The following is a 9,791-nucleotide window of genomic DNA, read 5'->3' as shown; positions in this document are numbered from 1 at the left end:
TCTACTTCCTCCCCCTCCCCGGCGACCCCACGGGGGGGGAGGGAGACAAAAACCGAAAAGAAAAACCCGCAGGGAAAGCCACGCGGAGAAATCGGGCCGCTTTTTTCCCCCCCCCCCCGGTGCTTTGCCTCTGAATTGCTCGTACTCAACACTATCGAGTGATGATTCGATGAGGGATATTCGCTAGTATCGGCTGATGACAGAGCGCAACGTAGCCGATCTGTACCTTCGGGTTTCCTCGAACCGAGAAGGACACTTCGGTATCGAGCAGCAGGAGGCCGACTGTCGAGAATGGGCTGATCAGAACGGCTTTGCTGTACGCAAGGTGCACGTAGACCGTGGACGCTCCGCCTTCAAGGAGGTGCGCCGCACCGGATTCGCTGACGCGGTCACGGCTATCACTGCGGGTGTGGCCGATGCGCTCATCGTCTGGAAGCTCGACAGGCTGTCCCGCCGCGGGATCGCTGAGGTTTCCGCGCACCTGGATGAGTTCCAGAAGGCAGGCGCACGTTTCGTATCAGTGATGGACCGGCTTGACACAGCGGAGAAATCCGCCAGGGACGCGATGGTGATGCTGGCAGATCTCGCTCGTGCGGAATCCGAGAACACGGGCATGCGTGTGGCGAGTGCCAAACGGCATCTCCGGGGAGCGGGCAAATGGATCGGGGGCCGCCCTCCTTACGGGCTCAAGCTGGATCCAGAGACGAGGCGGCTTGTCCCCGATCCGGAGACCGCTGTCTACGCCCGCCTGATCGCCGACGAGGCACTGGCCGGATCGACCTTGGTCGAGATTGCTCGGCTGCTCAATACTCATGGTGTCGAATCACCGAGAGGTGGCGAGTGGAACACTTCGACGATCCTCCAACTATTGAGGTCGCCCGCATTCGCAGGGATCATGCCGCAGACGGAGACGACCGTGTCCATGGACGGCACCCGAAAGTACGGACATCGTGTGCACCCCTACATCGACCCGGTGACACTGGAGCCTGTTCGCATCGGTGAGGGTGTCATCGGAGTCGAGGAGCGCGACCTCATCCTCGAGAAGATTGAGCGTCGGACTCTATCGTTCGCAGGCAATCGGAAGGTTCAGGACCGCAGGCCCGCTCTGCTGACAGGTCTTGCCCGTTGCGCCCGTTGCGGGTCTCGGATGAGCAAGGCCGGGACCTCGTACCAGTGCTCGCGGCATCGAATGGGTCGCGATTGTGACGGTGTTTCCGTGCAGGTCACGAGCTTCGACCGATACGTCGAGGAAACGGTCCGGTCCCGGGTGCTGGTGCTGCAGCACGGAGACCCGTTGATGGAGATCGCTCTCGAGCGGATTGCCAGACGAAACCATCCCGAGCTCTACAGCAGGCGCGACGCGATTCAAGAGGAGATCTCGGCGTTCGAGCAGCGAAGATCCGATCTCGAGGAAGCCAGGTATCTACGAGGCGAGTTCGACGGTGAAAAGGGCGTCGACCGCTATTCGGAGATCGCAAGCAGGATGCGCGAGCGCCTTGCGTACCTCCGTGAGGCGGCAGAGCGTGCCTCGCTGCCGCTGATGAGTCGACCAGCGAGCCAAAAAGAGGCGCTTGTGCAGATGGTCGCGAGTGCCGAGTCTCTGGAAGAGCGAAGGAGCATCCTCGCATTGTTCGTCGACCGGGTGGACGTGCGGCCGGGCCGTGTCGGCGTCAGGTTCGATGGTGATTCGAGAGTGGTGATCGTATGGGCAGCAGCCGACACCACGGCCGTACCCATGACGTGACGGAGTTCTCGATCTACTAGGCTCCCTGCCTCGACGGTGGCAGCCTTGGAGTCATGACGAAGCCCGCTCGAGTCCGCGCCGCCGAGCTGCGAGGGCGCTCTTGGTTGAACACTGGTGGCCGGAATCTCTCTTTGGCCGACCTCAAAGGTCGCGTCACCATTGTAGATTTTTGGACCTTTTGTTGTATTAACTGTCTCCATGTGCTCGATGAGCTCCGTCCGCTCGAGGAGAAGTACGGCGACGCGCTCGTCATCGTCGGCGTCCACTCCCCGAAGTTCGAGCATGAACGGGATCCGAAGGCGCTCGCCGCGGCCGTCGAGCGCTACGGCGTCGAGCACCCCGTCCTCGACGACCCGAACCTGACGACCTGGGATGCGTTCGCTGCACGGGCTTGGCCGACGCTGGTGGTGATCGATCCTGCGGGGTACGTGGTCGCAACGATGGCAGGCGAGGGGCATCTTGAAGCGCTCGATGCGATCGTGGGCGACCTGGTCGCTGAACACACTGCCGGTGGAACACTCGACACTACCGAATCGCTGTACGTCGCCGCCGCGCCAGCCGAGACCACACTCCGCTTCCCCGGCAAGGCGATCGAGCTGCCCGGCGGCGATGTCCTCGTCACCGACTCCGCCCGCCACCGCCTCGTCCGCCTCGCCCCCGACCTCGAAACGGTGGTCGACGTGATCGGCACCGGCGAGCGCGGCCGCGCCGACGGCACCGCGCCGAGCTTCAACGAGCCGCAGGGCCTCGCGCTCCTGCCGGCCGAGACCGCCGCCGCGGTCGGCTACGACCTCGTCGTCGCCGACACCGTGAACCACCTTCTGCGCGGCGTCCGCCTCGCCGACGGGCACGTCACCACCGTCGCCGGGACCGGCAAGCAGTGGCGCATGGACAACGGCACCGACAGCGCGCTCGACGTCGACCTCTCCTCGCCCTGGGACCTCGCCTGGTTCGAGGGCAAGCTGGTCGTCGCCATGGCCGGCATCCACCAGCTCTGGTACTTCGACTCGGCCGCCCGCACCACCGGGGTCTACGCCGGGACCACCGTCGAGAGCCTCAAGGACGGTCCGCTGGACCAGGTCTGGATGGCCCAGCCCTCCGGCCTCGCCGCCGACGGCGACCGGCTCTGGCTCGTCGACTCCGAGACCTCCGCGCTCCGGTACGTCGAGCACGGGACGATGCACACCGCGGTCGGCCAGGGCCTCTTCGACTTCGGGCACGTGGACGGCCCCGCCGCCGACGCCCTCATGCAGCACCCGCTCGGCCTCGCCGTGCTCCCTGACGGGCGTATCGCGGTCGCCGACACCTACAACGGCGCCTTGCGCGCCTACGACCCCGAGGCCCGGACGGTGTCGACCCTCGCCTCCGACCTCGCCGAGCCCAGCGACGTGATCGTCCTGGGCGGCAGGGTCCTCGTCGTCGAGTCGGCCGCGCACCGCCTCACCGCGCCCGATCTCGGCGAGGCCGCCGTCTCCGGGCAGCACCACCGGGTCACGCGCAAGCGCACCAAGGTCGCGCCCGGCGCGCTGCGCCTCGAAGTGCTCTTCGAGCCCGCCGCGGGCCAGAAGCTCGACTACACCTACGGCTCCCCGATCCAGGTCACCGTCTCGGCCGACCCGCCCCAGCTCCTCGCCGAGGGCGCGGGCAAGGGCGAGGAGCTCGGCCGCGACCTCGTGCTCGCGGACGGCATCGGGCAGGGCGTCCTGCAGGTGGTCGCGCAGGCGGCGACGTGCGACGCCGAGGCCGAGCACCCCGCGTGCCACCTCACCCGCCAGGACTGGGGCGTGCCGATCGAGATTGCCGACGACGGCGTCTCGACCCTCCGCCTCGTACTGCGCGCCTGAGCCCGAACGGGTGTGATCTCCTGCGGCAGCTGGTATTTCACCTGCCCGCAGCGTGTCATGAATCCGCGTCGTCCTCACGGCGCATTACGTTGTTCGGATCGCACTGCAAGCACGTCCTATCAGGGAGGAAACCGCTGTGACCTTGGCGCCGGTGGAAGAACGCTACTCCGAGTACGAGCACTGGCTGGTGCTCAACGCCGCCGATCAGATCGTCACCGTGGGCAAGCTGCTGGAGCAGCAGGTCCGCACCCTCGAGTACCTCACCCCCGAATACGCCGGCAGCCTCGCCGAGTTCGAGCCCGACCTCACTCGCCTGAACGGCTAGCCGCGAAGGGCCGTCCCGGCGCCGGCGCACCCCCGGGTGCGTCGCAATCGGGCACTCAACGGGCACTGAGCAACTCCTGGTATCACCGCGCCGGGACGGCTCCCACCGCGCCAGTACGCTGAAAGCGAAGTCGCGCCCCAGCGGCGCGGCCGCGTCGCACCTCGCTGCTAACGTCGATATGTGGAATCTTTCGAGAGGCCCTTCGGCGACGAGTCCGGCCCCGTCCAAGCCCCGATGCACCCCGCGTGGATTCGCATCATGCCGTGCAGCATCGAGTTGTTCCGCACCGTCCCCTCTGTGAACCTGTTCCCGGCGAGCTGGTGGGCCGACGCCTTCCCCGAGGACGACATCTGGAACGAGCCAGTCTGGTGCGACCCGGGCGACGTCGACGACTGGATCGCCGAGGCCTCCGAGCACCACCTGGGCGCGTCCCAGGAGGTCATCGAGAAGGAGGCCCGCGAGGAGTACGACCGGGCCACCGCCGAGCGCAGCGAGCGCATCGACACCTTCACCACCCACTGCCGCCGCGCGGGCCTGCCCGTCCCGCACACCGTGCGCGACCTCCTGGAGTTCCTGCTCGCCCTCGGCCTGTACCGCTCCGAGATGCGCGAGGGGAAGCTGTACGTCGCGCCGCTGCTGTACACCAACCCGTTCGACGTGCTCGCCTTCGACAAGGTCGAGGCCATCGAGGAGGCCGCCGACCAGCGCGGGGACCTCGAGGAGCTCACGGCGATCGCGATCCGCCGCGTCGGCGGCATCGACTACGAGTTCGACGACGAGGGCCGCTTCACGCTGCCCGGCGGCGCGAAGTCGGCCACGGTGCGCGTGAGTCTCGCGGCGCTCGCGGAGGACGCGGGCGTCCCGGCGCCGGTGGTCCGCGGGATGCTCATGGAGCTCGCCGAGGACGGGGACGTGGCCGGGTCGGTCGACATCGGCCAGGTCGGGGTCGCGGAGGAGTTCACGCTCACCGCCTCCGACGACCTGCTCGGCGGCTACCCGAACGACGAGCTGCTGCCCCCCGAGCACGCCTGACCGCGTCGTTTCACGCCTGATCGCGCCCGAACGGCCGTGAACGCCGCCTTGACGGCTGCGACCAGTACTGCACTCCATTCACTCTCAGTTCACCTTCACGTTCACCTCCGTGCACTTGCATGGCGTTCCATGAGGGCAGAACACGTTAACGGCGGTTGACTTTCGGTGATTGGAGTTCGCGTGAGCGTGAACGAGACTGGTACCCGCGCCCAGGCCCCCATCGCGGGCCTCGCCCCGGGCCGCGCCGTGCGCGGCGCAGCGCAGGGGTCGCTCTTCACCCCGACGCAGACCGACACGGTCATCGACCTCAAGGGCGTCGACATCCACTACGGGCGCTCGCACGCCGTCCGCGACGTGTCCCTGCCGGTGGCGCGCAACCAGATCACCGCGATGATCGGCCCCTCGGGCTGCGGCAAGTCGACGGTGCTCCGCTCGATCAACCGCATGAACGACCTCATCCCGGGCGCGAAGGTCTCCGGGAGCATCTCCTTCCACGGCCAGGACATCTACGGTTCGGGCGTCGACCCGATCGCGGTGCGCCGCCACATCGGCATGGTCTTCCAGAAGGCCAACCCGTTCCCGAAGTCGATCTTCGACAACGTCGCGTACGGCCTGCGGATCAACGGCATGAAGGACAACCTCGCCGACCGCGTCGAGCAGGCCCTGCGCGGCGCGGCCCTGTGGGACGAGGTCAAGGACAACCTCAAGAAGAGCGCCCTGGCGCTCTCGGGCGGGCAGCAGCAGCGCCTGTGCATCGCCCGCGCGATCGCCGTGCAGCCGGAGGTCCTGCTCATGGACGAGCCGTGCTCGGCGCTCGACCCGATCGCGACCGCGCGCATCGAGGAGCTCATGAGCGAGCTGGTGCGCGACTACACCATCGTGATCGTCACGCACAACATGCAGCAGGCCGCGCGCGTCTCAGACGCGACCGCGTTCTTCTCGGCGGCGATCGACGACGCGGGCGAGCGGTACGGCTTCCTCGTCGAGTTCGACGAGACCCAGCGCCTGTTCTCGAACCCGTCCGACTCGCGCACCGAGGACTACATCACCGGCCGCTTCGGCTAGACCCCAACACCTACGGCGGCGCGATCGAGGGGTTCGCGCCGCCGTTCCCTTACCCCTGGAACGTCGAAAGGACCGGGCGGCCTCAGGCCGCCCGGTCCTTTCGACGATTCAGCGTCTAGACCTTGTCGCCGCAGAGGATGCCGTAGGTGCGGCTCTCCCCGTCGGTCATCTCCCAGTAGTAGTCGGTGCCGCAGTTGGTGCCTTCGGCTTCGGCGTCCTCGTCGGACATGTCCTTGACCGGCTCGGGCAGCATGATGGTGTCGACGACGGTGTAGAGCGCCAGGTCGGAGCCGCAGTCGATGCTCCACCACCGGTCGGCGTCGTCGAAGCAGTCGCCCACGTCGGGCATGATCGGCAGGTGCTCGGGCTCGGCCGGGTCGGGGTTGCCGACCGCTTCGAGGCAGTACAGCGATTCGAGGGTGCCCGAGGAGTACACGTAGTCCCAGTGGGTCCACGCCTTGCCGAGCTGGTTCGCGCCCCAGCCCTCGCCGCAGAGCTCGTACACCGGCGCGGTGTCGACGACGTAGCCCTCGTCGTCGACGGCGATGTCGGTGACGTCGTAGGACTGGGCGGTGATCTCCCAGAACGCGGTCGCGTCGGCGCAGTCGACGAGCGGGAAGCCGCTGCCTTCGACGTCGTACTCGTACGCGAGGCACTGCCCGACTTCGGAGCCGGACTCCTCGGCGGGCGTGGTCGCGTCCTCGTCGGGCGTGTTGTCGTTCTCGGACGCCGACTCGGAGGTGTCGTCGCCGCCGTCGGCCGAGGTGTCGTCTTCCTTGCCCTTGATGTTCATCGTGACGAGCAGGACGGCGCCGAGCACGAGGACGGTGGCGCCGACGACGATGCCGCCGATGAGCCCGAGGTTCCGCTTGGGCGGTTCGGGCGGGAGGACGGGGCCGCCGTAAGGGCTGCCGGGGTCCTGGCCGTAAGGGGGCTGGCCTCCGCCGCTGCCGTAAGGCGGCTGCTGTCCGGCGCCTGCGCCGTACTGGGGCTGCTGCGGCTGGCTGCCGTAAGGGTTCTGGCCGCCGCCGTAGGGCGACTGGTACCCGTAGCCGGGGGTTTGCGGCTGCTCCGGCGGGGGACCGTAATTCGGAGGGACAGTCATGTCGGCCACGCTATAGGGGGTTGTCAACACGCGGGCGATCCGGGGTCGCCGGCGAGTAAGGAATATCGCAGCTCAGCGCGCACGGGTGTGGTTGTACGCCCCCGCCCGTCACCGGTGCGAGGTCCGGCATCGTCCGCCGCGTTCGCGCACCGCCGTGGCCGCCGGTGCCCGGCCGCCCGGTTCAGCGGCTCAAAGAGTGTCCGGAAGGACGAGCACGCGTTCGACCGTGTAGTCCTCCATCGCCCACCGCACGCCCTCGCGGCCGACACCGGAGCCCTTGACCCCGCCGTACGGCATCTGGTCGGCCCGGAACGAAGGCACGTCGCCGATGACCACGCCGCCAACGTCCAGCGTGCGGTGCGCGAGCATCGCCTGCGGCAGGCTCTCGGTGAACACCCCGGCCTGCAGCCCGTACCGGGAGTCGTTGACGGCGTCGAGCCCGGCCTGGAAGCTCTCGACGCTCGCGAGCACGAGCACCGGCCCGAACACCTCTTCGCGCAGCACCTTCGCGTCCGGGCGCACGTTCGCGAGCACCGTCGGCTCCACGAGCGAGCCCTCGCGCGGCGTGCCGCCGCACAGGACCTTCGCGCCCTCGTCGACCGCTTCCTCGATCCACGCCTCGACCCGCGCGGCCGCGTCGGCGCTGATGAGCGGCCCGACTTTGCACGACGGGTCGTTCGGGTCGCCCGAGGGCAGGGCCTTGACCTGCTCGACTATGCGGGCGGCCATGTCGGTGTAGGCGGGCGCCTCGACGAACACGCGCTGCACGGCGATGCACGACTGCCCGGCCTGGTAGTTCCCGAACATCGCGATCCGCTCGGCCGCCCAGTCCCGCTTCGGGTAGTCGGCGGCGACGACGACGGCGGCGTTCCCGCCCAGTTCGAGGGTCACGTGCTTGTCGGGGACGCGCCGCAGTAGTTGTCTGCCCACCGGCGCGGACCCGGTGAAGGAGACGACGGGCAGCCGCGGGTCGTCCACGAGCTGCTCGGCCCGGTGGTTGGGGACCGGCAGGACCGAGAGCATCGCGGGCGGCAGGTCGGTCTCGGAGAACAGCGCCCCGAGGTGCAGCGCGGACAGCGGCGTCGCCGGGGCCGGCTTGACGACGATCGGGCACCCGGCCGCGATCGCCGGACCCACCTTGTGCGCCACCAGGTTCAGCGGGAAGTTGAACGGCGTAATGCCGAGCACGGGCCCGCGCGGGAACCGCCGCACCAGCGCCAGCCGGCCCTCGGCGTTCGCGTCGGTGTCGAGCCGCTGCACCTCGCCCGCGAACCGCCGCGCCTCCTCGGCGGCCCACCGGAACGTCGAGACCGCCCGCTTCACTTCGACGCGCGCCCACGCGATCGGCTTGCCCGACTCGGCGGTGATGAGCTCGGCGCAGGTCTCGGCCTCCTCGTCGAGGCGGCGGCGCACGTGCTCCAGCGCCTCGGCCCTCACGTGCGCGGGCAGGGCCGCGCATTCGCGTGCGGCGCCCGAGGCGGCGGCGACGGCGGCCTCCACCTGCCCGGCGGTCGCCCAGGACGTGGCGCCTACAGGGGACTCGTCGTAGGGGTGCGTGACGAAGAACTCCTCCTCGCCGTGCTGCGGACGGCCTGCCACCCAAATAGGCGAAACGGGACGGAGACGTTGCGACATGTTTCCAGCCTACGGGTTCGAGCGCGTGCGGCGCTGCGGTTGACGCCCGCGAATCCGTGCCGGAGCCCTCACTCCCTGAGACCGGAAGGGCCCGAGGCGGGTCGGGCCGCCACCGGGGACCGGCGTCCCGGCGCAGGCGGGGGCGCCCGCAACCCGTGTGCGTCCATTTGCCCGCTCAAGGCATGATGAGGGCATGAGTGAACAGCAATCAGGTGCGGGGTATCCGCAGAGCCAGCCCCAGCAACCGGCCTACCCCCAGGCGCCCTACGCCTCGCCGCAGGCGCAGTACCAGGCCCAGCAGCAGTACGCCGCCTACGCTCCCCCGGCCCCGTCGCTGTTCGACAAGCTCGGCGTGCCCTCCATGCCCGCGATCCTCGGCCTCTCCGGCCTCGGCGCCCTGGTCCTCGCCGGCCTCATCGCCGGAACCAGCTCCGGCGGCTCCAGCGAGTTCGGCGAGGGCACGGTCCTGTCGGCGTTCGTGATCGGCGAGATCAGCGGCGGCATCCAGTCGATCCTGGTGGCCGTCATCGTCATGTTCGCGCTGACGCTGTTCACCGGTGAGAAGCTGCGGAACCTGTGGAAGACCCTCGCGGTGGTCGGCGCCGCGATCTTCCTGGCGCGGCTCCTGTTCACGGTCCTGGCTCTGGGCGACGGCGACTCCGCCTCCGACCCGTCCGCTTGGATCGGCGCGCTCCTGCTCGTCGCCGCGTACGGCCTGTTCGCCGCCGGTGCGGTCATGGTCCCCGGCTCGGCCGCCGCCGCGCGTCCCGCCGCCCCCGCCGCTCCGGCAGCGCCGCAGGGCTATGCGACCGGGACCCAGCCGGCCGTGCAGCCGCAGGCCCCGCAGGCTCCGGCGACCCAGCAGAACCCGTGGCCGCAGGCGCCGCAGCAGTAACGCCCGCAACGCAGCCGAAGAGGGGGGGGGGGGGGGGGGGGGGGGGGGGGGTTGTTTTTTTTTTTTTTTTTTTTTTTTTCTTTTTTCCCCCCCCCCCCCCCCCCCTCGTTTTTCTCCTCTCTTTTCCCGCCCCTTGCCACGATTAA

8 protein-coding genes are annotated in these 9,791 nt (G+C 68.9%); 6 read left to right on the top strand and 2 right to left on the bottom strand.

What is annotated here, in order from left to right; translation table 11 throughout:
• Positions 1 to 196: 196 nt before the first annotated feature.
• From ACZ60M_RS25190 to pstB, 5 genes are all read left to right on the top strand, one after another.
• The gene (locus ACZ60M_RS25190) at positions 197 to 1,744 is read left to right on the top strand and encodes a recombinase family protein (RefSeq protein ID WP_465421961.1); all 1,548 of its coding nucleotides are present in this window, start codon (positions 197 to 199) and stop codon (positions 1,742 to 1,744) included.
• A 53-nt stretch (positions 1,745 to 1,797) separates the two neighbouring features.
• Positions 1,798 to 3,588, top strand: coding sequence for an NHL domain-containing thioredoxin family protein (locus tag ACZ60M_RS25185; RefSeq protein WP_465421959.1), 1,791 nt, complete (start codon positions 1,798 to 1,800; stop codon positions 3,586 to 3,588).
• Between the two features lie 136 nt (positions 3,589 to 3,724).
• On the top strand, positions 3,725 to 3,913 hold the full coding sequence (locus ACZ60M_RS25180; protein WP_465421958.1) for a hypothetical protein: 189 nt from the start codon (positions 3,725 to 3,727) through the stop codon (positions 3,911 to 3,913).
• 180 nt (positions 3,914 to 4,093) lie between these two features.
• Positions 4,094 to 4,945, top strand: a complete 852-nt coding sequence (locus ACZ60M_RS25175; RefSeq protein WP_465421956.1) for a DUF6042 family protein — start codon at positions 4,094 to 4,096, stop codon at positions 4,943 to 4,945.
• 186 nt (positions 4,946 to 5,131) lie between these two features.
• On the top strand, positions 5,132 to 6,010 hold the full coding sequence (gene pstB / locus ACZ60M_RS25170) for a phosphate ABC transporter ATP-binding protein PstB (RefSeq protein WP_465421954.1): 879 nt from the start codon (positions 5,132 to 5,134) through the stop codon (positions 6,008 to 6,010).
• A gap of 115 nt (positions 6,011 to 6,125) precedes the next feature.
• On the opposite strand, the gene ACZ60M_RS25165 is transcribed toward pstB, so the two are convergent.
• Together ACZ60M_RS25165 and ACZ60M_RS25160 are read right to left on the bottom strand one after the other, a co-directional pair.
• Entirely contained in the window at positions 6,126 to 7,115 is a 990-nt protein-coding gene (locus ACZ60M_RS25165) for a hypothetical protein (protein ID WP_465421952.1), read from the bottom strand.
• Between the two features lie 189 nt (positions 7,116 to 7,304).
• Positions 7,305 to 8,750 (bottom strand): aldehyde dehydrogenase family protein, encoded by a 1,446-nt coding sequence (locus ACZ60M_RS25160; protein WP_465421950.1) that lies wholly within the window; start codon positions 8,748 to 8,750, stop codon positions 7,305 to 7,307.
• A gap of 193 nt (positions 8,751 to 8,943) precedes the next feature.
• Between ACZ60M_RS25160 and ACZ60M_RS25155 the strand changes: the two genes are divergently transcribed.
• Complete coding sequence (locus tag ACZ60M_RS25155; RefSeq protein ID WP_465421948.1) at positions 8,944 to 9,645, top strand: hypothetical protein; 702 nt, start codon at positions 8,944 to 8,946, stop codon at positions 9,643 to 9,645.
• Positions 9,646 to 9,791: the final 146 nt, after the last annotated feature.

The organism is Glycomyces sp. NPDC050141 (assembly GCF_055586545.1).
The sequence above is the reverse complement of the archived record's forward strand: the minus strand, read 5'-3'. Positions and strand labels throughout refer to the sequence as shown.